Origin of the sequence: Bacillus aerius, from assembly GCF_029894105.1 — a bacterium.
Classification (GTDB): domain Bacteria; phylum Bacillota; class Bacilli; order Bacillales; family Bacillaceae; genus Bacillus; species Bacillus altitudinis.
On record NZ_JARYHO010000001.1, the window covers coordinates 186,788 to 211,941 of the forward strand.

Genomic DNA, 25,154 nt, shown 5'->3' on the forward strand with positions numbered 1-25,154 from the left:
TGAAGTAAAGGTGGGGTTTGTCTACGGTCTGAGACCCGCTTATGCGGGTCTTTTTTTCGCTCTGGCAACAAAGAAAAAATAACAGCAGAGTGCGCCAAGGTCACAGAGCATAATAATCAGCCCCATGGGAAAGGCAGTCTGGCTTCCAGCTAAGCCGACAAGGGGTGTCATGCATGCGCCAAGAAGCATTTGTGCCACGCCGATGAGGGCAGCGGCACTTCCAGCATGCGCACCGTGATGTTGCATCGCAAGAGAAGGAGCAGACGTGCCGACAATCCCAACGCTAGAGACCACAAAAAAGAGCGGGATGAGGATGCCATATAATCCTGCATCAATAGAGATCATCACACACAAGGTGACGCCCCCTAAAGCAGCTGTCAGCAGCCCAATGCGAAGGACTTTCTCCTCACCAATTTTCGCAGCAACGCGGGCAAATACTTGTCCGGCTGTGATGATGCCAAGACTATTCACCGCAAAGGCAGCGCTGAAGCCCTGCGGAGAAAGGTTGAAAATCTCCTGCAATACAAACGGTGATCCAGAGATATACGCAAACATGGCAGCGAAGACAAGTCCTTGTGAGAGAGCATATCCGACAAAGAGTCGATCGCTCGCTAGAATTTTCATCGCACCTAGGATCTGTTTGAAGCCTCCAGTCTGTCTACGTTCCACAGGTAAGCTTTCTTTCAATGAAAACATCGATCTTAGGAGCATGAGTGCCCCGAGGATTCCTAGCAGAACAAACACACCCTGCCACGTCGTGAACCGTAACATTTGTCCGCCCACGATCGGTGCCGCTGCTGGAGCCACTCCGTTGACTAACATGAGCAAAGCAAAGAATTTCGTCATTTCTGAGCCTTCATAATGATCTCGTACGATGGCTCGTGCAATGACAATGCCTGCTGATCCAGCAAGTCCTTGAATCAGTCTTAAAAGAATGAATGTCCAAATTGATGTGACCACTGTACATAAAAGAGAGGCCGCAATAAAAATGATTAATCCAACCATCAGCGGCTTTCTTCTGCCGACTGTATCACTGATTGGACCTGCAATCAGCTGTCCAAGCGCAAGTCCAATCAAACAAGCCATGAGACTTAACTGAGACAGCGCCGTGCTTGCTTCAAAGTCACGGGCGATATTAGGTAAAGCAGGTAAATACATATCCATTGCCAGCGGTGCAAGGGCTGTTAAAGAGCCAAGAAGCGCGGCAAGGAGGAATCGATTTTTTTTCGATTCTTGGGGATAAGATAAAGAATTCATATGATGCCACTCCTCGTATACGTCCTCAAATCAGCATAATGAATCAAGCTTTCCATTTCAATCAAAATTTTCAAAGAAAATTTCGTGCAAAATAATTGATCTTTAAAAGAAGACTCTTTACATTGAATGAGTAGAGAAAAGAATCAGGTCATCGGCATGCAGTGATTGCATGATACGTATATCCATTCATAGACAAACAGGAGGTGCTGGCATGGAGCAGCAAGAGTTGATCATTCGTCAAGCAGTGAGTGAAGATCATGAGGCGATCACACATGTGCTGATCAAATCATACGCACAGTATGAGCCTCAATTTACAGAGGAAGGCTGGCAAAATTATTCTGCAGCCCTGCGAGCGGCTGTAGATAACCCAAACATGGAGTTGATGCTTGTGGCCGAGCTTGAGGGCAAGGTCGTGGGGACCCTTCAAATGTTCCGATCATCAGAACAGGCATATGACAAGCCGGAGATGGGCATTACTTCAGCGATTGTCCGGTTTTTAGGGGTAGATCCTGATGTGAGAGGAAAAGGTATTGCAGAGTCATTGTTGCGTAAAAGTATAGAACTGACGCAATCGTGGGGCGAGAACGTCCTGTACCTTCATACGTCGGATAAAATGCAGGCCGCCATTCGTTTATATGAAAGAATGGGCTTTGAACGGGCACTTGATAAAGAATTTGTGAATCAAAATGGGACGCATGTGAAGAGCTATCAGTATGTGATCAAAAAAGAACAGCCGGCTGGCTCATAACACGCTGTATAAGAAGAGGAAGAGCATGTCCTGCATGGACGGGGCTCTTCCTCTTTCTCATGATACCCATACGTTCAGTGCCATATATGAAAAGCACCATGAGATTAATCCGAACATGACAAAGAATTTCAACACATGTTCATAAGGGGTCAGCTTTCGATCTCTTTTCGTTTTCACAAGCCGCCAGTAAAGGGCATAGCCACAAAAAACCAAGATGATTTGTCCGAGTTCTGCTACGGTTTCGATGATTGTGATTCCGTTCATTTGTTTTCACCTCACCATATGTCTTCCATAGGCAGCAGCAGTGAACCTTTATTTCTTCAAAAGAAAGCAGTGTATACTAGAATAAGAAGTAGATGCAGAAGGGGTTGTGACCGATTGTTTCCGCTATATGCAAATTCTTGGGATGACGTCATTGAGAGAAAAATCAAATACGATGATCAGGTTGTGGAACATACGTGTCAGCTGTTAGACGCACAGGAGCAGCAAGTCGTGTTGTTTCATAAAATTCAAGAACCATTTACAATGGTTGCTGGTGATGGCACTGTCACGATTCCAAAAGGGAGTTATACGACCGCTTATTATTGGACGGACCGGCCTTACAATGTCTATTTTTGGCGGGATGATCAAGGCAATGAACTTGGCTCTTATGTGAATATCGTCAGACATACATGGTTTGAAGAACGGGCGGTTGTTTTTGAAGATTTATTGATTGATCTACTCGTTCTGCCGAATGGTGATTTCTTTGTTTTAGATGAAGATGAACTGCCGGAGAGTTTAGCTTCCTTTGAGCAGGGCTCGGTTCATCGAGCACTCCGTGATGTCATCCATTCGTTAGCGCACATCCTCGATCAAGTGAGGCTGGATGCGAAAGGGAAATATCATCACACTCTGTTTCAGAAGATGTTGAAATAGAAAAAACGATTCCTTGCTGAAAGGAATCGTTTTTTATCAAACCTTGATCCGGTTTAGTCGTTTTTGTAAATCAGTTTTTGTTTTAGATGCTTTTAGTTGTTTGACCGCACTTTGAGCGGTTGCTTTTGTTTTCTTTGTTCGTTTGGCTTCGGCTTTTTTGACTTTTTGTTTGGCATCTGTCACTTTCTTTTGATAGGCGACTTGTTTTTTGACTTTGTCGAGCCGGTTTTGTAGGCTTGTTTTTTCTTTGCCTTTGGATAGCTTTTTAATGGCCGTTTGGGCACTTTTAATCGAGCCTTGGGTTTTACTTTTTTCAGCTGATTTGACCTTCGCTCGTGCGTCACGAATATCAATGGCTGTTTGGACTTTTTTGACTCGGTCAGTGAGTGCAGTTTTTTGTTTACTAGCAGTCAGTCTGCCAATTTTCGTTTTGGCTTGATCAACATCTGTCTGTTTTTTAGATGTTTCGGCTGTCTTGACTGCGCTTGTTGCAGCCTTTAAAAAGGTTGACTGCGGCACATATTGCACGCGGCCATAGCCGAATTGTGGATCTTTTCCTTTTGCGCCAAGATCCACTGTATAGCTGCGCAATAAAGTACGGAGCTGAACATTTGTTTTCTTAGGATGTAGCTGTTTTAACAGCGCAAGCATTCCTGTGACATGTGGTGCCGCTTGTGATGTACCCGTGGCATACCAATATTCATTTTTCAAATAGGTACTGATGACGTTCTCGCCGGGAGCGGAAAATTCAATTCCTTTCCCCGTATTAGAGATGGAGGCGAGTTTGTCTTTGTCAGTCGTTGCGGAAACAGCAATGACGCTATTGTATGCGGCAGGATAACTAATCCCATTCTTCTTTCCATCATTTCCACTTGCAGCAACGACCAGCAGTCCTTTTTTGTATGCTTCATCAACTGCTGAACGTAAAATCGGAATGTTATCTTCAAAAGCTAGACTTAGGTTGATGATATCCATCTTATTGCTAATCGCCCAATCAATGCCTCGGAGCAGACTGTATAAGTCGCCTTCTCCTTTTTTATCTAATACTTTTACAGCATACAGCTTCACACCAGAAGCGACGCCGACCGTACCGTAATCATTATTGAGCGCCCCAATTGTACCGGCGACATGTGTTCCATGTCCTTCATCATCTTTGTAAGAAGACGTGTAATCGACGAATGATTTACCGCCGGCTACCTTTAAATCTTCATGTGGGAAAATACCAGTATCTAGAACGGCTACTTTCACATTTTTCCCTGTCACGCCTTCTTTGATTGCTTGCTTTACATTGAGCTTCTGCAAGTTATAAGATTTTTGTACCAAAGCATCCTGGCCAGTAGTAGCAGCCGTTTTTTTTACGGTAGCAGCAGCGAGTTTGACCCTAACGTTTTTTGAAACATAAGCGATGTTTGGGTCTTTTTTAAGTGAGGTGACAGCTTGCTCATCTGCTGTCACTGCTACAGCTGGAAGATGTATGTATTGAGCGTTCACTTTTTCACTTTCTTGAATAGCCGTCTGTTTTCCTTTTTGATTTTTATAGACGATGATGACATCTGTTTCTTTTGGTGGTGCAGCTGCCTGCGAATGGAAGGGCAAAGCAGTTGTCAAAGCAAGAAGAAACGCGATGACCACGACGATTTTCTTTTTCAAGGCAATGGCTCCTTGCATATGAGGTGACCTCCGTCTTTTTTTCTTTATTATATCGGAGAAATAAGATAGATGGTTAGAAGAATCATAGTCTAGAAAGAAAGTTTTTTTCACACGTATCCCGAAATTGAATTTCATAGAATTCTAGTAGACAATAGAGAGATCATAATATGAGAAAGAAGGACATGCCGATGAATGTAAAAGAGTATATGACGTATGATGCGACAGGACTGGCGTCACTTGTGCAGAAAAAGCAGGTCACGCCCGAAGAGCTTGTACAAGCTGCATTTACTAGATTGGAAGAAGTGAATCCAGTACTAAATGCGGTGATTCAGACAAGACGAGATCAAGTGTTCAAAGACATGAAGTCACTAGATGCGGATCAGCCGTTTGCTGGTGTTCCGTTTGTGTTGAAAAATATATCGCAGGGGCTGGAGCATGAACCTTTGACGGCGGGTGCGTTGCTGTTAAAGGATGTAAAGGCACAAACAGATTCCCACTTTGTCCGTCGATTGAAGCAGGCTGGGCTCCTCATGATCGGTCATACGAATACACCTGAATTCGGATTGAGAAATGTGACAGAACCCTTTTTATATGGTCCGACGAGAAACCCTTGGAATGCTGACTATTCTCCGGGCGGTTCAAGCGGCGGGACGGCAGCAGCTGTGGCAAGCGGCATCGTACCTGCGGGTGGAGCGAGTGATGGCGGAGGGTCTATTCGGATTCCGGCATCCTTTACTGGTTTATTTGGACTCAAGCCAACAAGGGGGAGAACACCGGTCGGCCCGGGTGCAGGAAGGCAGTGGCAAGGAGCTTCCATTGACTTTACGCTCACAAAAACAGTTCGAGACAGTGCAGCCCTGCTTGACTTGCTTCAAGTCATTCAGCCAGAGGCTGCGTTCCAAACGCCATTATATGACGGCAGCTATCAGGAGGATTTGGTGAAACGAACCTCTTCTATGCGAATTGCTTACAGTGTAGACTCTCCAGTAGGCACGAAGGTGAGTGCGGAAGCAAAGCAGGCAGTTTTGAACACTGTGAAATGGCTGAGTGAACAAGGGCATCAAATAGAGGAAGCGAAGCCGGGTATTGATGGTGTCCATCTGATGCAGCAATATTATGTCATGAACAGCGGTGAAATGTCTGCCTTATTTACCTCTCTGGCTCGTTCATTCGGGCGTCCGGTGAAGCCGGAGGAGACAGATATTGTGGCATGGGTACTGGCGGAAGCAGGAAAAAATGTGACGGCTGCTGCTTATACAGAAAGTCTTGATGCATGGGATATGGCCGCTGCAAAAATGGCCGCATTTCATCAAACCTACGATCTATATGTGACCCCAGCTACTGCCTATTCGGCTCCAAAGGTTGGCGAGCTGATGCATAACGATCAAGAAATGTCTGCATTGTTACGTGTGTCATCCCTTTCAATGCAAGCACAGCAGGATCTAATTTATGAAATGTTCCTCAAGAGTTTGACCTACACACCATTTACACAGCTGGCTAACCTAACCGGCCAGCCATCTATGAGTGTGCCAGTTCATCTCACAGAAGCAGGCATGCCTTTAGGCGTTCAGGTGACAGCACCGAAAGGAAAAGAGGACTGGCTGCTCAGACTGGCGTCAGAAATAGAATCATCCTCATTATGGAAAGGAACGCATCCATTACTGAATCAATAACAATGGCATCGACGTTGGTCTATGGAGGAAAGGAGTGTCACACGTGAGTACGAAGGACAAAATCATTCAAACGGCCGCACTTCTTTTACGTAAACAGGGATATCATGCGACAGGGTTGAATCAAATCATTAGAGAGAGCGGCACGCCGAAAGGATCTCTTTATTATTATTTTCCAAATGGAAAAGAAGAGCTAGCCATAGCAGCCGTTGAATATATTAGTCAAAGGGTCATCGATCAAATTGAAGAAAGCTTTGCCTATGCTGATGACCCATATGTCGCCGTCGATCATTTTATGACAAATATCATTCGGGGTTTTATGGAGCAAGAAAGTGAAAGAGGGATACCGATTGTCTTACTGGCGGCAGAGTCAAAACCTGAACATACAAAACTTCATGCTGCATGTAAACAAGAAATGATTCGCTGGCAAGAGCTTGTCAAAGAAAAGCTGATGAATAGCGGATATGATGAAACAAAAGCGGATGAGCGGGCATCTCTCCTTCATTCAATGGTCATCGGCGGATTATCAATGACTACTGCATTAAAGCAAACGACACCTTTAGAGCACGTAAAATGTTACCTTAGACACTTATTTATGCGAGAAGAGTAAAATCTCTCGCATATTGCCTATCTATTATATCAATTGGTCTATATAATAAAGATAGTCAATTAGTCATGAGGAGTGATGGGATGTCGGAGCAACCACAATCGATCAAGCAATCCGAAGATACCTCTTTTTATACCGTGTCCGGTTCGGGGGAGCTGTATGGTTTGGAAAATCAGCTTGTACATGTGCTGGCAGAAGCAAATCAAACAAATCAACTGTTTGAGCTTGTCTTAATCACAGGTGGGAAAGGTGCTTACTTTCCGCTGCATTGTCATGAGACGCTATTTGAAACCATCTTTGTGCTGGAAGGGAAGCTGGAAGTGATACTGGACGGTAAAAAGTATATGGTGACGGCCTGTGATTATATTCATATTCCGCCCAAAACAATTCATGGCTATAGAATGCATAGTCACAAAACAAGGTTTATTTCTTATACACTGGGCGGGCAAATGACAGATGTCTATCTGCAAATCGGAAAGAGGCTGTTGCAGAATGAATGGCCGATGACTGATCACCCATTTGATGCAGACAGCTTTCATCAGGCTGAAAAAGAAAGCGATATCATGTTGATGCACGGCATTAGGGAGCTATCCAATACAACCAAGCCAGCTGTTTTGTTTCATAGTCAGCTCCCGCGCGCAGTGCAGCCATATGTGCTGGAGGCTGGTGAAGGAAAGCAATACATGGTCGAAGGTCAGCTTCATGAGCTGATTGCGACAACGGAAACAACAGGAGACGGATTTAGTTATTTTGTGATTGAAGGGACAAAGGGAAAAGGGTTACGTTCGCATTATCATGAAATGCATACAGAAGCACTTTATTGTGTTGAAGGCAGAATAAATCTTCAGTTAAACGGAGAAAATATTTGCTTGATGCCGGGGGATTTTGCCTATATTCCTCCGAATACCGTTCACTCGTATGAATTCGTATCTCATTCAAATAAAATGTTGGTTTTGCTGCTGCCTGGCTATATTGAGCAAGTGTTTGAACAATTTGAAGAAGCACAAAGTCCAGGTATGTGCCCTTATTTTATACAGGAAGGGAACATGATGGAGGATGGGGAGACCTCTGCTCAGTATGATTTGGTGTTTGTCGAAGAAAAATAGCTGTGTAACGCGTTACACATATTGAAGTAAACAACCTGCTGAATCAATCGGCGGGTTATTTTGTTTTCCCTTGTGGAACAGCATCCCTATTCATATGTATGAACCATCCATTCAAGGTGAAGCTATAGACATGATGACCTTAGCTAAAGGAGGAAATGCAGATGAGAGCTGTCACCTATCAAGGGAAAAGCCGCATTGCGGTGAAGGAAGTAGCTACACCATCTATTCAAGATCGTGAAGATGTCATCGTTCGAATTACATCTACAGCTATTTGTGGGTCAGATTTACATTTATATCAAGGGAATTTCCCGCTTCCTATCGGCTATGTGATTGGGCATGAACCGATGGGGGTGGTAGAGGAAGTCGGGCCGGATGTCACTGCGGTGAAAAAGGGAGATCGTGTCGTCATTCCATTTACCGTGGCGTGTGGTCAATGCCAGTATTGCCATCACCATTTAGAAAGTCAATGCGATCACTCAAACCCACATTATGATTCGGGTGGACTTTTTGGATACAGTGAGAAATATGGGAATTACCCCGGAGGACAGGCTGAATATTTACGTGTGCCCTTTGGAAACTATACTCCGTTTAAAGTACCGGATGATTGTGAGTTAGAGGATGAACAATTGCTGTTTTTATCAGATGTTTTGCCAACTGCTTATTGGAGTGTAGAACACGCAGGTGTAAAAAAGGGGGATACGGTCATTGTGCTGGGATGTGGACCTGTTGGGTTAATGGCACAGCAATTTGCTTGGCAAAAGGGTGCAGAGCGGGTAATTGCTGTTGATTACATAGACTATCGCCTTCGCCATGCAAAACGAATGAGCGGCGTAGAAGTATTTGATTTTACAGAAGATCCTGATATGGGAGAAACCCTAAAGGAGCTCACAAAAGGCGGGGCGGATGTTGTCATTGATTGTGTGGGGATGGATGGGAAAAAGTCACCGCTTGAAAAGATTGAGCAGAAGCTCAAGCTGCAAGGCGGAACGATAGGACCCATTCAAATTGCCACAAAAGCCGTGAGGAAATGCGGGACTGTTCAGCTGACGGGTGTGTATGGAGGTCTTTACAATATGTTCCCATTAGGGGCTTTTTTCGCAAGAAACGTTACGCTGAAAATGGGACAGGCACCGGCGAGAGGGTACATGTCAAAGCTTTATCAAAAAGTGACAACCGGGGAAATTGATCCTAGAGCGATCATCACACATCAACTGCCACTAGATGACGCAGCTCATGCGTATCACATATTCAATGAAAAACAAGATGATTGTATAAAAGTCATCTTAAAGCCATAAAAAGAAGGCTTAGGATATTTCCTAAGCCTTTAATGTGCGCTCGTCCATCATTTTTTCGATTAATTCAAAAAATGTTTTTTTATCTTCTTCTGATAGGTGATTGAACAGTTGATTGACAAGCAGCTGACGATTGTCGATCATTTGTCTGGCGATTTGTTCACCTGATTCAGAGAGTGTAATCCATACCGTACGGCGGTCATTGTTATTTCTAGAGCGGATAATCAGCCCTTCATCTTCTAAGTGATTGAGAGCGGTTGTTGTTGCGGAGGGAGATAATGAAACTTCCTGCAGAATATTTTTCACAGTACATGATTGATGGCGGTAGATGATGCGTAAAATAAACCCTTTTACATTCGTGACGTTTTTCGGGATATTCTCTTCATCTATTCGTTTCGTCGCCTTTAAATACTTTGTCAGTGCATGGTCTAACAAACTTGCCTCTAGCTCGAAATGTTGCATTCTCCATACCTCTTTTCCTATTGCATTCGCATTTTCCGATCAATTACTAGGTCTATCTTATCATAATAAGCATCATCATTTAAACCAAAATGGAAGACGGCTATAAAATTACCTATATTATCAATTAATAAAAGGAACAATTCCAAAATGAAATGATTTTACTTTCACCTCTTTTTATTTTAGAATGTGAATGAGATAAAATCTGCCAATCCAATTCACTGGAAATTGGCTATTGGACATCAAACGTTTGGAGATGAAGATATTGAATACTTTACAGGCATTACTAAACGACAGAATGGAACGCTCTTCACAAATTGAAGCGGTAACTGGCGGAGGTGTGTCTTATACATTTGAAGAATATGCAAAACGCATTGATCAGCTAGCGCATTACTTACATCGTAAAGGAATTCGAAAAGGTGACCGGGTGTGCTTTATTTGTCAAAACCATCATCACTTTTCTACGATTATGCTGGCAGCCATTAAAGCAGGTGCAGTCGCCGTACCGCTTAGCTGGCAGCTTACCTCTTTTGAGCTAGAAGGTATCTTGAAAAAAGCAGAGCCAAAGGCTTTATTTTTTGACCGCGAATTCCGTGACATCATTGCGGCAGTGAATGTGTCTTTAGAAGATTGTCTCATGGTGGAATCTGGTGTCAATGCGAAAACAACACAGCTGTTTGAAGACATATTGGCGTCTAATGATGGAAGTGATCTTGCTGAACAGGTATCAGAAGAAGATTTGGCCATGATTTTATTCACCTCAGGTACAACAGGTAATCCAAAAGGCTGTATGGTCGGACATGGACGAATCTATCAATTTTTAACACGACGTGGGAATCGAGGATTTGATCTGAAAGGAAAACGGTACTTGGCAAGTCATCCGCTGTATCATATGAGTTCAATTAATCACCTGATTGCAGCTGCAATTGAAGGGTATACGTTAGTCTTCTTACATGATGCAACACCGAAACGCATTTTAGAAACGATTGAGAAAGAAAGAATTACGTTTATGATGGCTTTCCCATCAGCTTATACGTACATGCTAGAAGAAATGAAGCGTGGTTCGTACGATCTCTCATCTTTTGAAATTGCGATTTCTGGTGGTACGAAGGTACCGGTACGCTTAATTAAAGATTACAAAGAAGTAGGCATTCAGATGATGCATGGCTATGGAAGTACAGAAGCGTGGGTTGTGAGTGCGTGGCATCCAGCGATGGGCGAGGATAAGATGGGCTCTGCTGGTAAAGTGGATCCGGATGTAGAAGTCAAAATCGTGCATCCTGAGACAGAGGAGGCGCTGCCAGCTGGAGAAATTGGCGAGGTCGTCATGAGAAGCCCATTTTATTTCTTAGGCTACTATCATCAACTTGAAGCGACAGAGAAAGTGCTCAAAGATGGCTGGTTCCATATGGGGGATGCAGGCTATCTGGATGAAGACGGTTTTCTTTACATCACGGGGAGATACAAAGATGTGATTCTATACGGTGGGGATAATATTTATCCTGACCAAGTGGAAGAGGTCATTGATCAAATTCCAGGTGTAATTGAATCTGCTGTCATTGGGGTACCAGATGACTTATATGGTGAAGTACCAAGTGCGTATATCGTAAAAGACGAATCTGTCGATTTCTGCGAAGAAGATGTGGTGAATTACTGCAAGGAACGTTTAGCAGATTACAAAGTGCCATCCATTCATTTCACACAGGATCTACCAAAAAATAAACTTGGTAAAATCATGAAGAAAGATTTACGTGAATTGGTTGTGAATGCGTAGGACCTATTCTGCTATAATGAAATTTGAATGATTTTTTTGTTTTTCTAACGTTTTGGAGGGAAAGGGTTTGCGACATATACTTCGTAAGAAACACATTCACGATTTGTTAGAACAGAGCAGACAGCAAAAGGTAAAGAAAACACTGGGCGGGCTCGATCTCACACTCCTTGGCATAGGGGCTGTGATTGGGACGGGGGTCATGGTGTTAACCGGAATTACAGCAGCTAAGGATGCAGGACCGGCTGTTATTTTCTCCTTTGCGATCGCAGCGATTGTGTGCAGTCTAGCAGCACTTTGTTATGCAGAAATGGCTTCCGCGCTGCCTGTGTTCGGCAGTGCGTACATTTATTCATATACCACAATGGGTGAACTCGTAGGTCATCTCATGGGATGGACGTTATTATCTGTTTATATGCTGACTGCTTCAGCTGTAGCGAGTGGCTGGTCGAGTTATTTTAACAGCCTGCTGGAGGGGTTTGGAATCTCAATTCCACATCAATTTTTAGCTGGTCCAGAACAAGGCGGATATATGAATTTGCCAGCAATTATCATTGCTTTACTCATTGCGTGGATCCTATCTAGAGGAACGAAAGAAAGTAAAAAATTCAATAATATCATGGTGTTTGTGAAACTTGGCATTATTGTTCTTTTCATTGTAGTAGGTGGTTTTTATGTAGAGCCAGCCAATTGGCAGCCGTTCATGCCGTTTGGTACGGAAGGGATTATTGCTGGAGCCGCTGCTGTGTTTTTTGCCTTTTTAGGATTCGATGCCATTTCAGCTTCTGCAGAAGAGGTGAAAAATCCACAGCGGAACCTGCCAATTGGTATCATTGGTTCATTGCTCATTTGTACGATCATTTATATTGTCGTTTGTTTGGTCATGACAGGCATGGTGCACTATACGAAGTTGAATGTGACAGAGGCAATGTCTTATGTATTGCAAAGTGTCCATCAACATAGCGTGGCTGGTATTATTTCTGTCGGTGCTGTGATTGGATTGATGGCTGTGATTTTCGCCAATAATTATGCGGCAACTCGAATTGCTTTTGCGATGGGGCGGGACGGGCTCTTGCCTAAAGTGTTTTCAAAAACAAACAAAAGTGATACACCTGTTGCGAGTATATGGGTGATTGGCGGGATGACAGCTGTTATTTCAGGGTTTATTGATTTGAAGGATCTGTCCAACCTAGCCAATATTGGTGCATTATTAACGTTTGCGATGGTGAGTTTATCCGTACTCATTTTGAGAAAGACACATAAACAGCTGGAAAGGGGATTCCGGGTTCCGTTTGTACCGGTTTTGCCAATTATCTCGATGGGCTGTTGTGTGTTTCTGATGCTCAATTTACCAGGCCGGACATGGCTGTACTTCGGGGTTTGGCTGATGATCGGTGTCGTCATGTACGCAGCATATTCTAACAAACACAGTGAATTAGCGAAATCTGCTTGAGAAAAAGGTGCAAATCCGTTGACGATTTGTGCCTTTTTTCATACGATTTGGGATAAGCTATATAAGAGATAATGAACGGAACAAGAGGAGGATGAGGGAAATGATCAGCGTTAGTCCTTATATTGTCGTAGAAGACGTCAAAGAATCTCTTCAATATTATCAAGGAATTTTTGGCGGAGATATTCGTATCTTAAATGAACATGAAGATCGTGTATTGCATGCTGAGCTGCACCTTGGAGAATCACTGCTCCACTTTTCAGATACATTTGGCCGCACACCAAAACCAGAGAATCTTCGATTGATCATGCAGTTTGACAATGAGGAAGAGTTAAAGGCTGTATACGAGGCGCTTGAAGCTGACGGAGATGTCCTTGTGGAATTACAGGATACGTTTTTTGGCGCACTTCATGGACAAGTACAAGATCGGAAGAATGGTCTGATATGGGTGCTGAATTATATGAAATAAATAAAGACCTTCACCCTTGTGAAGGTTTTTTTGTGAGTGTTTTTATTTTCTGAAAAATGGAAAATATGCTATGTTGGAAGAATGATAAGACATGGGGAAAGGGTGGAAAAGGAATGGATCAAGTTGAGTTTCAATATATTCAAACAAACGGCATAAAGCTCCATACGGCAATGGCTGGTCCTGAAGATGGCCCACTGCTGGTTCTGCTGCATGGATTTCCTGAGTTTTGGTATGGTTGGAAAAATCAAATCCTCTCCCTGGCTGAGGCGGGGTATCGTGTCGTTGTTCCTGATCAAAGGGGATACCATCTGAGTGACAAACCAGAAGGAGTCGAATCATACGTCTTAGACAAATTAAGAGATGATATCGTGGGATTAATTAAGGCGCTGAGCCCAAATCAAAAGGCTATTGTCGGCGGACATGATTGGGGCGGAGCGGTTGCTTGGCACCTTGCTTCAACCCGTTCTCAATATGTAGAGAAATTAATCATCGTCAACATGCCGCATCCTCGTGTGATGATGAAGGTCCTTCCGTTTTATCCGCCGCAGTGGAAGAAGAGCTCTTATATCGCGTTCTTTCAGCTTCCAAATGTACCGGAGGCAGCGCTTCAAGAAAATCACTTTCAAAGACTGGATGAAGCCATTGGACTGTCTGCTAGACCTCATCTGTTCACGAAGGAAGATGTCTCAAGCTATAAGCTGGCATGGACGCAGCCGGGAGCCATTACGTCCATGTTGAATTGGTATCGAGCGATTAAAAAAGGCGGCTTTGAAAAACCGATTTCCAAACGAATTCTCGTGCCTGTCCGCATGATCTGGGGAATGGAGGACAAGTTTCTAAGCAGAAAGCTCGCAAAAGAAACGATCAAGATTTGCCCAAATGGACAGCTGATTTTTGTCGATGATGCGACTCATTGGATCAATCATGAAAAACCAGATGTCGTGAACAAGCTCATTCTCGAATTTTTAGCATAAAGGAAAAAGCTCTGATCATATGACCAGAGCTTATTTGTTTTATCCGATTTGATTCTTTTTCAAGGAAACAGGTTCGTCGTCCCAGCATTCAATCTCTTCATTGTTTGGAACGGCATTTTTATAGAAAACAGGATCTTTGCCTTCTTTTTTCTGTCGCATGTAATCCTTCAGTGCTGCAAAGGCGACTTTGGACAACATGGTAATGGCAATGAGGTTGACGATGACCATGAGACCCATGAATAAGTCGGCTAGACCCCAAACGAGAGGAACAGTGGCAACAGCTCCGAAAAGAACCATGCCAATGACAGCAACACGATAGATGTTGAGCCAAATTTTATTCGCTCCCAAGAACTCAATGTTCGTTTCACCATAGTAATAATTACCAATTAACGTACTAAAAGCGAATAAGAAAATCATGATCGCCAGGAATCCAGAAGCCCAAGGCCCAATGTGCTGGCTTAATGAAGCCTGAGTTAGCTCAATTCCTTCCAGATTGGTTGTTTTATACGCATCAGAGAACAGAACAAGAAAGGCTGTACTTGTACAAATAATTAACGTATCTGTTAACACACCAAATGCTTGGATTAATCCTTGTTTGACTGGGTGGCTCGTGACAGCAGTTGCTGCTGCGTTAGGGGCACTACCCATACCGGCTTCGTTTGAGAAGAGACCGCGTTTAATCCCTTGTAACAATGCTCCACCTAATGTACCGCCGGCAAACTGTTCAAATCCGAAAGCATGCTTCACAATCGTACTGATGACACCTGGTAGTTCAGTGATATTTGTGATAATGACAAAGAAAGCAATCCCGATGTAAGCAACGGCAAGAAAAACGACAATATATTCAGATGCTTTTGCAATCGCTTTGATCCCTTTGAAAATAATGAACGCAAAAATAACAGCCATAACGATTCCGACAGTTAAACGATCTAGGCCAAAAGAGTTTTTAAAAGCGACGGTGATTGTATTTGATTGCACTGCGTTAAAGACAATCCCAAAAGAGATCGTGATCAGGATGGCAAATAAAATCCCCATCCAGCGCTTATTTAACCCTTTTTCCATGTAATAAGCAGGTCCACCGCGGAATCCTGTTTTATCTTTTACTTTATACACCTGAGCTAGTGTACTTTCAACAAAGCTTGAAGCAGAACCGATAATTGCGACGATCCACATCCAGAAGATTGCGCCAGGTCCACCGATCGCAATAGCGATGGCAATCCCTGTGATATTCCCTGTTCCTACACGTGCTGCCATACTGATGGCAAAAGCTTGGAACGGTGAGATCCCCTCTTTTTCTTTTCTTCCTTCTTTTAGAACACGCAGCATTTCTTTGAGCATTCTGACTTGCAGGAAGCGTGATCTATATGTGAAGTAGACCCCTACTCCAAGTAACAGAGCAATGATTAGATAAGTCCAAATAAAATCATTTGTAGTTGTTAAATAAGATAGCAAAGCTTTTTCGTTCATAACATCACCTCTTCGAATTCATCACTGTTCTTTTTAAAAAATACTGAGATCCCACTCTTTGGCGAGTTTCTTCAGCATCATGACACCGGTAATACTATTTCCACAATCGTCAATGGCAGGACCATAAATGCCGATACCGCAGCCTGTCTGAAATGGGAATTCTCTTCTTGCGCTTGGCGGAACGCAAGCCATGATTCCTCCAGACACACCACTTTTGGCTGGAACGCCTACGAAAGCGGCGAAATTACCAGACGCATTGTACATGCCGCATGTCAGCATCAATGCCTTTGTTAGTCTTGCGATATCTTTTGGGATGACTTGGACTTGTTTAAAGGGATGGTAGCCATCACTTGAAATAATCAGTCCAATCAAGGCGATGTCCTCTGTTGTGACCTCGATGGAACATTGCTTTAAATACACTTCTAACGTGTCCTCGACATCTGATTCTAAGTAATTGGTTTCTTTTAAATAATAAGCAAGTGCCCGGTTTCGGTGTGCAGTTGCCCATTCTGATTGATAAACCTCTTCATTAACAGAAGGACGCTTCCCTATTAAGTTTTCGATTAAATCGAAAATATATGCTAGCTTTTCTGTAGAAGTCTTTCCAGGAAGGATGGAGGATACGGTAATAGCTCCAGCATTAATCATTGGATTAAAGGGCTTCCCTGGTTTATGCATCTCAAGGCGGTAGATGGAATTAAATGCATCACCAGTTGGCTCTACATCTACCCGATCCAAGACGTACGGAACGCCTCTTCCTAAACAGGCAGCTATAAAGCTGATGACTTTTGAGATACTTTGCAGGGTAAAGGGAACGTCCCAATCACCATAACGTACAGATGATCCATCTGGGCCTATCACGCTGATACCAAGTTGAGAGGAATTTACTTTTCCGAGTGCTGGAATGTAGCCAGCGTTCTGCCCGTTTTTGTAATACGGACGTATTTCTTCTGCCCATTGATCAACAGAAGACTGGCATGCGTGTTGTGTATTATTAGAAATTGCTGTTTTCATACGATTCCTCCAATCAAAAATCAAAAAGTACCCTATTGAATTGGCGGATGACAAAAAATGCGATCAAATAGGCACGAAAACATGTTACACATCTTCAAAGAACTTGTCATGCGCTGCTTGTACCACTCCTTTACACCTAAATATATGTTCAAATGAAGGCTTTGGCGGCGAAACAACAAAAAGGGTTTTTAGTGAAAATTCAGAAAACGCTTACATATAGTTTCACTAAAATTGTTCATTCAATTTATCTTGGAAACTACACAATCTGACGAAAATCTACAGAAAAACTTACAAATAAAAATCAGTCTGCATGCAATTGTCTAAACAATTCCCATTATTGTAGACAATCTCCAAATCGTAGAATAGCTGAAAGGTCACCATGCCTTCTCGGAGAATAGTCATAAAAAATGATTTTGAAGAGAGAAGTAGCCGTGAAAATAATTTTTTTGCTCATTGTGAAGCAAAGAGTCTCCTTGTATACTGTGGCTATGTAAACAGGGGAAGGGATGTCAGTCATTTGAGTTTAAACCAGCTTGTCAAAAAAGACGCATTTATTTTGATTTTTATGATCGTCATTGTGCCGCTTGCGGGAGAGCTGAAGTTTTATCCTGTGAATGAAACATTTCGTATTAGTTTTGGGGCACCTGCGTTTTTCTTTTGCTTATTACTTTTAAGAAAATCAAGACCATTGCTGCCAGGGTTTTTAACAGGCGCAGCCATTGTCCTATTTCGAGTAGGTTTAGATCTTATTCAGCAAAAAGCTGATCTGGCTCTGTCATTTTATCAGCAGTTTCCGAGCTTCTTTTTTTACTTTACTTATGCTTTTCTTTTCTTTGTTGTCCGTACAGGCCGTTTCAAGCAGCGTTCCATTTTTATTGGGCTGATCGGACTGATGATTGAACTGCTGGCTGATTTTGCTGAGCTGTTTGTACAATTTTTAGTGTTTGATACAACCATGACTTTCTCAAAGCTGAGTGATATGATCCTCATTGCATTTGCTCACAGCTTCGTGGTCATCAGCTTTTTTAATATGATGAGGCTGTATGAGGCACAATCAAGAGAGAAACAAATCATGAAGCAAAATGAGCATATGATGATGGTCATTTCAAATTTATATGAGGAAACAGTTCATTTAAAGAAAACGTTAAATCATACAGAGCACATAACGCAAGAATCCTATCGGCTCTATCGTCTGCTGAATGAACATGAGGCAGGAAAGAAAGTGAGTCAGGAGCTGCTGAAGCTTGCAGGGGAAATACATGAAGTTAAAAAGGACAATCAGCGTATATACGCTGGGCTTTCAAAGCTGATTTCAAAGGAAAACATGCAAGATTATATGAGGGCAGAGGATCTTGTTCAAATCGTGATTCGCATTCAAGAGAAATATGCGCTATCTCTCGGGAAGAACATTTCCTTTACATCTGATATAAAAGGCATTCACTTGCATGAGTATCATGTGTTCATTTTCTTATCGCTGATTAATAATTTAATGGCAAATGCAGTTGAAGCAATCAAGGATGATGGAGCCATCTCACTCGTATTAAAAGGGAGTCATGATAAAATAGAGATTCGGGTCGAGGATGATGGACCGGGTATCCCTGAGAAATTGAGAGAGATTGTATTTGATCCTGGATATACCTCAAAATTTGATGCATATGGAACACCGTCAACTGGGATTGGCTTATCCTATGTGAGAGAGCTGGTTCAAGAGCTGGACGGTCAAATCCAGATTGAGCAGAAAGAAACGAAAGGAACAGCTTTTCAGCTTGTTCTTCCGATAAAAAATTTAATACAGAGAGGGTGAGTGTATGCGATTTTTCATTGCAGATGATGATCGTGCAATACGCTCGATTTTAGGTCAGATCATTGAGGATGAGGATCTAGGAGAGGTCGTGGATGAAGCTGATGACGGCATTGGATTAGAAGCGCATTCATTGAACCTGAAAAAAGTAGACATCCTTCTGATTGATCTTTTAATGCCAGCTAGAGACGGCATTCAAACCATACGCCATATTCACCCTGAATTCAAAGGAAAGGTCATCATGATATCTCAAGTAGAAGCAAAAGAGATGATGGCAGAAGCCTATGAACTTGGAATTGAATATTATATTCATAAACCCGTCAATCGAATTGAGATTGTCAGTGTCATTCGAAAGGTCATGGAGCGGATCAAGCTCGAAAAATCAATTTACGATATTCAAGCTTCTCTTCGGCATGTGCTGCCATTAGAGCCAGTGATTTCTCATGAGATAGGTACTGGATCAAAGCGAAGAACGATGAAAGAGGCAGGGGAATTCCTCCTATCTGAATTAGGAATTGTCGGAGAGAGTGGCTCTAAGGATTTACTAGAGATATTGATCTACTTACATGAAACGCAGACAGCCAATTCTCATGAGGTGAATTTTCCGCCATTAAAGCAGCTATTTATCAAAACGGCGGAACGAAAGCTTGGTCGTGGTGCGGCGGATGTGGAAGTGATGCGGGAAGTGAAAGCAGCAGAGCAGCGAATTAGACGAGCCATCCATCATTCCTTAAATCATTTCGCATCACTTGGGCTCACAGATTTTTCAAATCCTAAATTTGAGCACTATGCGTCGAAGTTTTTTGATTTCACTGATGTCAGCCAAAGGATGAAAGAAATGCAGAAGACTTCTTCTTCTGCAGGGTCAACAGGCAGAGTCAATACGAAAAAGTTCGTGCAAATCTTTTATTTTGAAGCAAAGCAGCTATTCGAAGGGATGAGCTGAGGGAAATCTATTGGAATGATTGGAGAAAATAAACAGAGACAGAGTGCTTTTGACTATGAGCCGCCTTGCTCTTTTAGACGTCTTTGTTATTTATCTGATCATTCTGATTTTTCTTTTTTCTTGAAAATAAAACTCTCCTGTGCAATCGTTTGTTAAAATAGTGAGGTTAGACTAGAATGTCGGAGGTTTTATTTTGGGAAAAATTAAACGAAATGCGCTCTGCCCATGCGGAAGCGGAAAAAAATATAAACATTGCTGTGGTCAAAAGTCAGGCGGAGAACAAACGTCTGAGCTTGTGTTTAAGGAAGCTGTACAAGTTCAAAAGGATTTAATGAATTATGCGTTCTCTAAGCATCAGAGAGCGATCAATCAATTCATTAATGAGTTTTCTTTCCTAGCAGATATGGATAAAGAAACGCAACAAATCTCAGTCTTTCATTTGAGTGTATGGGGCATTTTCTTCCGCCCATTAACAGATAAGAAAGAGACTATCTTCCAAGAATTCCTGACAAAAAAAGCAGAAGATATTACCCGTCCTAAAACAAGACAAGTGGTTGAATCTTGGACAGACATGGAGCCATCTTTGCTTTTATTAAATGAAAAAACGGACGAGTCTCTTTACTTTGAGAATATGGTGACAGCTGAGAAGGTTGAAGTTGATGTGAAGCCGGATCAAACCGTGCTGCCAGAGAAAGGTAGTCTTGTTCTAGGTTTCCCTGTTCAGTTTGAAGAAAAAGCAGAGTTTTTCATTCAATATACGATGTTCGCGAAAGAGTTTACTGATACGCTTATTCTTCAGGTTCGCCAGCTCGTTGAAGCACATGAGGCAAACGGAGGAGCACGTAGTACATTTATGAGAGAAGCCTTCCCTGAAGTGCTGAAGTGTATGTTTGCGAAGCAAGAAGTTGAAGAAACAGAAGCGCCTGCTCAAACAGAAGGAAGTACAGTAGGACTATCAGCAGATCGGATGGACTGGGCTAGTGACGTTCAGTTGGAAACAGCCAAGCTGATTGAAGACGGGATGAAAGAGCACGGTGACCAAAGCCTGACAGATGGCGCTTTAACAGTTTGGAAAGCTTACTGTGATCAGAAAGCACCTGTGATCCGTAAAGCGGCGTCATTTGCTGCTGGAATCGAATATTATATTCATTCACTTGCAAGCGATGCCCCGCTTTCTCAAGCACAAGTTGCTAAAAAGTATGGCATTAGTGCGTCTACTGTATCGAGCCGATTTAAAGATATTGAAAAAGCGGTCAAAGAAGAGCAAGAGACGACTGTATCATAGCATGAAAAAAGACGCGGCACCTTTCAAGGAGCCAGCGTCTTTTTTTCATCATCTTGTTTTAATAAAACCACTCATGTATTGCTCTGTATTATAATCATTGAGGTCAATTTTCCACTGACCATCTCCGTTACGTTTCATTTTCACTTCATACTCAGCAGGGCTTGAGACTGGAGGAAGCTTTTCAAACTCAGATGCGTACATATTCAAGCTTTTCTTATACAATTCTTCTTTCGAACGGATTTTGCCGTTGTAAAACTCATCTCTTTGTTTGTCTAGTTTGTCTTTTAAGTTAGAAGCATCAATACCGGTTACTTGAGCGACAACCTTCGCTTCGTCATCTGAGATGGTTTTCACACTTGTTTCCACTTTCGCTTTATCCTTCATTGTATTTTGCATGCGTTTGTACATGGATAAAATATCGCGGTCACTGACTTCGTTTCCATATATGCCTGCACTTCTCTTAAAGTCTTTCACAAACATTTCGTGATATTTATTAACGACATCTGATTGATTGTCACCTGTTAATTCTGAGAATTGATCATTCTTTTTGTCAAAAACAATGAGATCTGTATAAGCAGATAGTGCTTTTGCTGGGTTATCTAGCTTTTTCGCTGAATCCAGTATCTTTTCGCCATCTAGTTCCATTTCGATCGAATCGCTGTTTTTCTTGATGCTATCTTGGTACACGAACTGATATTTTTTGCCTTTATCTACTAGGAAATAAAGCGCTCCTGATAGTGATTTCCCTTTGTTCAAGGACCCAAGATCAAGGCGGTCTTTACTGCCGTAGAATTTTAAATCAGAGACTTTGGCATCGTCCTGATAAAGGGTGAAATCAGAGTTATATAGTGAAAGGGCTTTGTCACCTTTGTTGGTGATCGTCAGGTTGACTTTTAACACCAATTCATTGTCTCGCAAGGTAGTTGTTGAGTCTTCTGGTAACGTATATTCGTAGCTATTCACTTTTACCTCTGCTGTTTTTGTTGATTTTTGGTCAGCCTTTGTTGATTTTGCTGAGCTCTGGCAGGCTGCAGAGATGATCATCACGAATGCAATCATGAGGAGTGCACTTATTTTTTTAAGATTCACAGTTGATGCTCCTTTGCTTTTCTTTCGTCATTTTCTTCCCGCTATCTGACTGAGAAAAAAGAAACAGATAGAATGGTATATTCGGGTGTTAAAGGGGAAAATCTCCTAATGACGATTTGCACTATTCATTCTATCGAATTTCATTCGTGATGAGGAATAGGTTGTATTCCCTATCTTTGATAGATTTTTACACAAATACCTATAAAAAACGGAATTTAATAAGTAGAATATACTAGTTAATAAGAATTAATTTATCTATTTATCATGAGTTTTAAATGTTTTGTGTGTAAAAATCTTGAAACGGAGGTAGTTTTCATTTCAAAAGATGTGTTAGGATTCACATCGCAAAACTTTTCGTTTAAGTATATCTTCATCATACGAATCTTTTTATTTCAAAGCGTCCACCTGCAGATTGATTTTCAGAGAGCAGAATACTTGAATGTTGAAAATGATTCATGGGAAAATAAGGATGATTAAGCAGATAAGGGAGATGAGCTTTTGAAAAAAGTAACGCTAGGACGAACTGATTTACAGGTGAATCCGATAGGGCTTGGAACAAATGCAGTGGGTGGCCATAATTTATTCCCGAATCTGAGTGAAGATGCAGGGCGGGAGCTAGTAGAAACTGCTCTTGATCATGGTGTCAATTTCTTAGATTCTGCTTTTATTTATGGGCTGGGCCGTTCAGAAGAATTGATTGGTGAGATCATTGCCAAAAGAGGCGGCAGAGACGAACTGGTTCTTGCGACAAAAGGGGCTCATAAAGAAGTGAACGGACAAATCGAACTGGACAATAGCCGTGATTTCTTAAGACAGCAGGTCGAAGACAGCCTGAAGAGGCTCCAAACCGATTATATTGATTTGTACTATATGCATTTCCCAGACGGCCGCACGCCGCTGGATGAAGTGGCCGGTACTTTAAAGGAATTGAAGGATGAGGGGAAAATCCGGGCAATTGGGGCATCAAACCTTGATTTTGAACAGCTTCAAACCTTTAATCGAGATGGATACTTAGACGTGCTTCAATCAGAGTATTCTCTGCTAAAACGTCAGGCCGAGCAAGACCTTCTCCCATACTGCGTAGAGCATGGGATTTCCTTTATCCCTTATTTTCCATTGGCGTCAGGTCTGTTGACTGGGAAGTTTACAAAGGATGCGACATTTGATGATATTCGAGCAAAGGACCCGCTTTTCCAAGGCGATGCTTTCCTTCAAAACCTCGAAAAAGTAGACAAGCTGAAGGCCATTGCGCAATCAAAACATGCCGAAACAGCCCATGTAGCGCTGGCGTGGCTGTTGGCGCAGGATGGCATTGATGCCATTATTCCGGGGGCAAAACGAGCCGAGCAAGTCTTACAAAACTTGAAAACAAACGATGTTCAGTTAACAAAAGAAGAAATCAACGAAATCGATCAGATCTTTTCATAATATAAAAAATAAGGTGCCAAGCAGCACCTTATTTTTTTATGCCATTGTGAGAGGAATCTTGATCACGAGCCGCAGATTTGGAGAACGATACGTAAAATCAAGCGTGCCGTCTGCCTTTTCAACAAGCTGATGAATGATATAAGTACCCATACCTTGATGATCACCGCCTTTTGTCGAACGGCCAAACGTCTTGAACAGATGATCTAATACGTGTTTTTCCATGCCCTTAGTACTGTTTTCACAATGAATCAAAAAGAGCCCGCTCCGGATGGAAGTCGTGATCGAGATGCTTCCCTCGTTACCAGCTTGCTTCGCTTCAATGGCGGCATCTAATGCGTTATCAAGCAGGTTGCCAGTAAAACTCACCTGATCCGCTTTAGAAAAAGGAAGAGAAGAAAAGGGTGCTTGAAGATCTAGTGAAAGGGCAATCTCCTCTTTTTCAGCCCGCTGGAAAAAGGAATGAAGGGTGGAAGCCAAATAGGCATTTTCCCCTTTGATCCAAGGGAAATGTTTCACGTATTGCTGAATCAAATCTTTAATCTCATGCTCGTCATTCGATGCGGAAAAGGCATTTAAATGTCTAGCTGTTTCATGGTGTTTACTTCGCAGCTCAAGCAGCAAGTCATTGGTTCTCGACTCAGCATGGATCAGCTCTTGAAGCCGTCCATTTAATCGTTGCTCCGTTTGCATCACCTTGAAGGAAAGGAGATCGGCTGTCAAAATGATGATGACAGTTAAAAGATGGCTTAGTCCATTTCCGTGCGTGAGAAAAAGTGAAATGCCTGAACAGGTGATGAGCACAAAAGCGCCTAATATCATGTAACCATTCATACCTAGCCAAAACCTTTTGTAAATGAAAAAGGTGTAAAGGCACAAGATGCAAAAGGTCAGAAGCCACACCATGCTTGATGACAAAGGCAGAACAGCTTTAGCAGCAGCTTGAACTACAAGACCGAGCCAGATGAGCGTATATATGCGAAATCCAAGATAGAAAGCGTTCACGTTCGTTCTCCTTAAAAGTAGTATTTCTTAAAGTATTCTAATTGCTGCTTCGTCATCATGGCTTTTTTATCAGTCCCTTCAAAAGACACGATAAATGAATTTTTGGCATACGCCGAAAAGTTCTTAATGTAATGAATATTGATGATAAACGAGCGGTGGGAGCGGATAAAGTCTTTCTCAGCTAAATCACCTTTTAACTCGTTGAGAGTTTGGTATGTTTGAATATCTCCTGTTGTTGTGACAATGGTCGTCGACCTGCCAGTACGTTCAACAAAGATGACATCCTTTTTTTGCAGTACATGGATATCTGATTGCTGCTTGATGAGAAGCCGTCCGTGAATGCTTTTCTCCTGCTTGGTGGACATGTAGCGCTCTAAGGATTTGGCGATTCGATCAGCTTGATAAGGCTTCATAATATAATCATGGACATTCAAATCAAAGGCATGGACAGCATACCCACTGTTTCCCGTCACAAATACAACATCCACATTCAGTGCGTGAGAGTGAATAAGGTCTGCTAATTCATAGCCTGACATGCCAGGCATCTCAATATCTGCAAACAATAGATCAATGTCGCCCTGTTTGACCTTCTCATATGCATCCTCCGCTGACTGCGTCACAAAAACGATGTCAACGGCATCCATTCTGCCGACAATGGCATGCAGCTTTTCTAAATCCACTCGGTAATCATCGACAAGACCTACTTTTATCATAAAAATCACCTATGACTCTTCTTATTATTTGTCTATTTTAC

At 42.4% G+C, this 25,154-nt stretch carries 23 protein-coding genes; 14 read left to right on the top strand and 9 right to left on the bottom strand.

The window, feature by feature from the left end; genetic code table 11:
* Positions 1-39: 39 nt before the first annotated feature.
* Positions 40-1,257, bottom strand: a complete 1,218-nt coding sequence (locus M2353_RS01070) for a multidrug effflux MFS transporter (protein ID WP_024719029.1) — start codon at positions 1,255-1,257, stop codon at positions 40-42.
* Between the two features lie 211 nt (positions 1,258-1,468).
* Between M2353_RS01070 and M2353_RS01075 the strand changes: the two genes are divergently transcribed.
* Entirely contained in the window at positions 1,469-2,005 is a 537-nt protein-coding gene (locus M2353_RS01075; RefSeq protein ID WP_008342165.1) for a GNAT family N-acetyltransferase, read from the top strand.
* A 57-nt stretch (positions 2,006-2,062) separates the two neighbouring features.
* On the opposite strand, the gene M2353_RS01080 is transcribed toward M2353_RS01075, so the two are convergent.
* Complete coding sequence (locus M2353_RS01080; protein WP_008342164.1) at positions 2,063-2,269, bottom strand: hypothetical protein; 207 nt, start codon at positions 2,267-2,269, stop codon at positions 2,063-2,065.
* A gap of 114 nt (positions 2,270-2,383) precedes the next feature.
* On the opposite strand from M2353_RS01080, the gene M2353_RS01085 reads away from it, so the two are divergent.
* Entirely contained in the window at positions 2,384-2,920 is a 537-nt protein-coding gene (locus tag M2353_RS01085) for a ribonuclease FAU-1 family protein (RefSeq protein ID WP_212357372.1), read from the top strand.
* Between the two features lie 36 nt (positions 2,921-2,956).
* Here the strand turns inward: M2353_RS01085 and M2353_RS01090 are convergent, their stop codons facing one another.
* Positions 2,957-4,570, bottom strand: coding sequence for a S8 family peptidase (locus tag M2353_RS01090; protein WP_284724765.1), 1,614 nt, complete (start codon positions 4,568-4,570; stop codon positions 2,957-2,959).
* 188 nt (positions 4,571-4,758) lie between these two features.
* Here M2353_RS01090 and M2353_RS01095 point away from each other — a divergent pair, with 188 nt between their 5' ends.
* The 4 genes from M2353_RS01095 to M2353_RS01110 all read left to right on the top strand — a co-directional run bounded on the left by M2353_RS01095 (position 4,759) and on the right by M2353_RS01110 (position 9,248).
* A complete protein-coding gene (locus M2353_RS01095; protein ID WP_284724766.1) occupies positions 4,759-6,243 on the top strand; it encodes an amidase in 1,485 nt (494 codons plus the stop codon).
* Positions 6,244-6,286: 43 nt separating this feature from the next.
* Positions 6,287-6,850 (top strand): TetR/AcrR family transcriptional regulator, encoded by a 564-nt coding sequence (locus M2353_RS01100; protein WP_284724767.1) that lies wholly within the window; start codon positions 6,287-6,289, stop codon positions 6,848-6,850.
* An 80-nt stretch (positions 6,851-6,930) separates the two neighbouring features.
* On the top strand, positions 6,931-7,953 hold the full coding sequence (locus M2353_RS01105; protein WP_284724768.1) for a quercetin 2,3-dioxygenase: 1,023 nt from the start codon (positions 6,931-6,933) through the stop codon (positions 7,951-7,953).
* A 161-nt stretch (positions 7,954-8,114) separates the two neighbouring features.
* Positions 8,115-9,248: a zinc-dependent alcohol dehydrogenase gene (locus tag M2353_RS01110; protein ID WP_284724769.1), complete on the top strand. Its 1,134-nt coding sequence runs from the start codon at positions 8,115-8,117 to the stop codon at positions 9,246-9,248.
* Between the two features lie 21 nt (positions 9,249-9,269).
* Here M2353_RS01110 and M2353_RS01115 read toward each other — a convergent pair whose 3' ends face one another.
* Positions 9,270-9,707: a MarR family winged helix-turn-helix transcriptional regulator gene (locus tag M2353_RS01115; protein ID WP_007498406.1), complete on the bottom strand. Its 438-nt coding sequence runs from the start codon at positions 9,705-9,707 to the stop codon at positions 9,270-9,272.
* A gap of 262 nt (positions 9,708-9,969) precedes the next feature.
* On the opposite strand from M2353_RS01115, the gene M2353_RS01120 reads away from it, so the two are divergent.
* The 4 genes from M2353_RS01120 (at position 9,970) to M2353_RS01135 (ending at position 14,368) form a co-directional block, all read left to right on the top strand.
* Complete coding sequence (locus M2353_RS01120; protein WP_284724770.1) at positions 9,970-11,478, top strand: class I adenylate-forming enzyme family protein; 1,509 nt, start codon at positions 9,970-9,972, stop codon at positions 11,476-11,478.
* 67 nt (positions 11,479-11,545) lie between these two features.
* Positions 11,546-12,928, top strand: coding sequence for an amino acid permease (locus M2353_RS01125; protein WP_017358611.1), 1,383 nt, complete (start codon positions 11,546-11,548; stop codon positions 12,926-12,928).
* Positions 12,929-13,028: 100 nt separating this feature from the next.
* Positions 13,029-13,394, top strand: a complete 366-nt coding sequence (locus tag M2353_RS01130; RefSeq protein ID WP_041508186.1) for a VOC family protein — start codon at positions 13,029-13,031, stop codon at positions 13,392-13,394.
* Between the two features lie 113 nt (positions 13,395-13,507).
* Entirely contained in the window at positions 13,508-14,368 is an 861-nt protein-coding gene (locus tag M2353_RS01135; protein WP_284724771.1) for an alpha/beta fold hydrolase, read from the top strand.
* A 39-nt stretch (positions 14,369-14,407) separates the two neighbouring features.
* Here the strand turns inward: M2353_RS01135 and M2353_RS01140 are convergent, their stop codons facing one another.
* Complete coding sequence (locus tag M2353_RS01140; protein WP_017358609.1) at positions 14,408-15,835, bottom strand: alanine/glycine:cation symporter family protein; 1,428 nt, start codon at positions 15,833-15,835, stop codon at positions 14,408-14,410.
* A 33-nt stretch (positions 15,836-15,868) separates the two neighbouring features.
* Positions 15,869-16,849, bottom strand: coding sequence for a glutaminase (locus M2353_RS01145; protein ID WP_008342152.1), 981 nt, complete (start codon positions 16,847-16,849; stop codon positions 15,869-15,871).
* 517 nt (positions 16,850-17,366) lie between these two features.
* Here M2353_RS01145 and M2353_RS01150 point away from each other — a divergent pair.
* From M2353_RS01150 to M2353_RS01160, 3 genes are all read left to right on the top strand, one after another.
* Positions 17,367-18,653 carry an ATP-binding protein gene (locus M2353_RS01150; protein WP_284724772.1) on the top strand — a complete coding sequence of 429 codons (1,287 nt, stop codon included), beginning with the start codon at positions 17,367-17,369 and terminating at the stop codon, positions 18,651-18,653.
* Between the two features lie 4 nt (positions 18,654-18,657).
* Complete coding sequence (locus M2353_RS01155; protein ID WP_072367535.1) at positions 18,658-19,596, top strand: response regulator; 939 nt, start codon at positions 18,658-18,660, stop codon at positions 19,594-19,596.
* Positions 19,597-19,789: 193 nt separating this feature from the next.
* Positions 19,790-20,881, top strand: a complete 1,092-nt coding sequence (locus M2353_RS01160; RefSeq protein WP_216895576.1) for an SEC-C metal-binding domain-containing protein — start codon at positions 19,790-19,792, stop codon at positions 20,879-20,881.
* A 48-nt stretch (positions 20,882-20,929) separates the two neighbouring features.
* Here M2353_RS01160 and M2353_RS01165 read toward each other — a convergent pair whose 3' ends face one another.
* Entirely contained in the window at positions 20,930-21,970 is a 1,041-nt protein-coding gene (locus M2353_RS01165) for a DUF4352 domain-containing protein (RefSeq protein WP_284724773.1), read from the bottom strand.
* Between the two features lie 498 nt (positions 21,971-22,468).
* Between M2353_RS01165 and M2353_RS01170 the strand changes: the two genes are divergently transcribed.
* A complete protein-coding gene (locus M2353_RS01170; protein WP_007498377.1) occupies positions 22,469-23,398 on the top strand; it encodes an aldo/keto reductase in 930 nt (309 codons plus the stop codon).
* Positions 23,399-23,434: 36 nt separating this feature from the next.
* On the opposite strand, the gene M2353_RS01175 is transcribed toward M2353_RS01170, so the two are convergent.
* Together M2353_RS01175 and M2353_RS01180 are read right to left on the bottom strand one after the other, a co-directional pair.
* The gene (locus tag M2353_RS01175) at positions 23,435-24,400 is read right to left on the bottom strand and encodes a sensor histidine kinase (RefSeq protein ID WP_284724774.1); all 966 of its coding nucleotides are present in this window, start codon (positions 24,398-24,400) and stop codon (positions 23,435-23,437) included.
* Between the two features lie 11 nt (positions 24,401-24,411).
* Positions 24,412-25,113 (bottom strand): LytR/AlgR family response regulator transcription factor, encoded by a 702-nt coding sequence (locus M2353_RS01180; RefSeq protein ID WP_007498366.1) that lies wholly within the window; start codon positions 25,111-25,113, stop codon positions 24,412-24,414.
* Positions 25,114-25,154: the final 41 nt, after the last annotated feature.

Excerpts from the sequence above, each read along its gene's own strand:
- M2353_RS01070 (WP_024719029.1), bottom strand. The coding sequence starts at position 1,257 with ATGAATTCTTTATCTTATCCCCAAGAATCGAAAAAAAATCGATTCCTC.
- M2353_RS01075 (WP_008342165.1), top strand. The coding sequence starts at position 1,469 with ATGGAGCAGCAAGAGTTGATCATTCGTCAAGCAGTGAGTGAAGATCAT.
- M2353_RS01080 (WP_008342164.1), bottom strand. The coding sequence starts at position 2,269 with ATGAACGGAATCACAATCATCGAAACCGTAGCAGAACTCGGACAAATC.
- M2353_RS01095 (WP_284724766.1), top strand. The coding sequence starts at position 4,759 with ATGAATGTAAAAGAGTATATGACGTATGATGCGACAGGACTGGCGTCA.
- M2353_RS01105 (WP_284724768.1), top strand. The coding sequence starts at position 6,931 with ATGTCGGAGCAACCACAATCGATCAAGCAATCCGAAGATACCTCTTTT.
- M2353_RS01110 (WP_284724769.1), top strand. The coding sequence starts at position 8,115 with ATGAGAGCTGTCACCTATCAAGGGAAAAGCCGCATTGCGGTGAAGGAA.
- M2353_RS01115 (WP_007498406.1), bottom strand. The coding sequence starts at position 9,707 with ATGCAACATTTCGAGCTAGAGGCAAGTTTGTTAGACCATGCACTGACA.
- M2353_RS01130 (WP_041508186.1), top strand. The coding sequence starts at position 13,029 with ATGATCAGCGTTAGTCCTTATATTGTCGTAGAAGACGTCAAAGAATCT.
- M2353_RS01135 (WP_284724771.1), top strand. The coding sequence starts at position 13,508 with ATGGATCAAGTTGAGTTTCAATATATTCAAACAAACGGCATAAAGCTC.
- M2353_RS01140 (WP_017358609.1), bottom strand. The coding sequence starts at position 15,835 with ATGAACGAAAAAGCTTTGCTATCTTATTTAACAACTACAAATGATTTT.
- M2353_RS01145 (WP_008342152.1), bottom strand. The coding sequence starts at position 16,849 with ATGAAAACAGCAATTTCTAATAATACACAACACGCATGCCAGTCTTCT.
- M2353_RS01155 (WP_072367535.1), top strand. The coding sequence starts at position 18,658 with ATGCGATTTTTCATTGCAGATGATGATCGTGCAATACGCTCGATTTTA.
- M2353_RS01180 (WP_007498366.1), bottom strand. The coding sequence starts at position 25,113 with ATGATAAAAGTAGGTCTTGTCGATGATTACCGAGTGGATTTAGAAAAG.